We start from the raw sequence: 1139 nt of genomic DNA, 5'->3' as shown, positions 1-1139 counted from the left end.
GGGTCTAGGCTGTGTCAAAAGTCCCATCTGAGATAGACTTGCGGCCTCATCTGCGGAGGCCAGCATGGGTCGGTTTGTCGAAGGGCAGGACCGTCGGCAGTCCTGGTTGCTGCCCAGTTCGCTGGACGACTACGTCACCGCCGACAATCCAGTTCGGGTGATCGAGGTCACCGACGAACTCGATCTGGGCGCCCTCGGCTTCACCCGCTTCGAGCCCGCGGCGACGGGATGGCCTGCCTATGATCCGGCCACGCTTCTGAAGCTCTACCTCTACGGCTATCTCAACCGGGTGCCGTCGAGCCGGCGGCTTGAGCGTGAGGCACAGCGCAACATCGAGGTGATGTGGCTGACCGGTCGCTTGGCTCCCGATCACAAGACGATCGCCGACTTCAGGCGCGACAACGGGCCTGCGATCCAGGCGGCCTGTCGGCAGTTTGTGGTGCTGTGCCGGGATCTGCAGCTCTTCGCCGGGGCGACCGTCGCCTTGGACGGGTCGAAGTTCAAGGCGGTCAACAACCGGGACCGCAACTACACCGTGGCCAAGGTCGCCAAGCGCCTGGAACAGGTGGAGGCCAGCATCGCCCGCTACCTCGCGGCGCTTGACCGAGCGGACAGGGAGGGCAGCGACGTGCCCGAGGCACGGACGCAGCGGATCGGCGAGAAGATCGCCGCCCTACGCCGGCAGATGGCCTTCCTGCGCGAGATGCAGGAGCAGGTAGAGGCCGCGGACGACGGACAGGTCTCCCTGACCGACCCGGACGCGCGCTCGATGGCGACGAGCGGGCGCGGCACCGGCATCGTCGGCTACAACGTCCAGATCGCGGTCGATCCTGAGCATCATCTCGTCGTCGCCCACGAGGTCGTCAACGAGGGTCACGACCGCACCCAGCTCGTGCTGATGGGCGATCGGGCCAAGCAGGCTACCGACGCGGGGGAGATCGTGGTCCTGGCCGATCGCGGCTACTACAGTGGCGACGAGGTTCTGGCCTGCGAAGGCACGGGCATCCTGCCGGCCATGCCGCGGGCCGACACGTCGGGTCGAGCCAAGAAGGGACTCTTCGTACGCGCCGACTTCGTCTACGACGCGGCGGCCGATCACTACGTCTGTCCCGCCGGCGCTGTGCTGACGAAGTCCAACG

At 66.6% G+C, this 1139-nt stretch carries 1 protein-coding gene; it reads left to right on the top strand.

Annotated elements, in window-relative coordinates; genetic code table 11:
• Window positions 1-64: 64 nt before the first annotated feature.
• The coding region (locus tag MFF22_RS10460; RefSeq protein ID WP_238248913.1) for an IS1182 family transposase at window positions 65-1139 on the top strand (1075 nt) is incomplete at its 3' end.

The organism is Methylobacterium persicinum (assembly GCF_022179525.1).
In the GTDB taxonomy this organism is placed as follows: Bacteria; Pseudomonadota; Alphaproteobacteria; order Rhizobiales; family Beijerinckiaceae; genus Methylobacterium; species Methylobacterium persicinum.
Note: the sequence above shows the minus strand (reverse complement) of the source record. Positions and strands in the feature narration are given on the sequence as shown.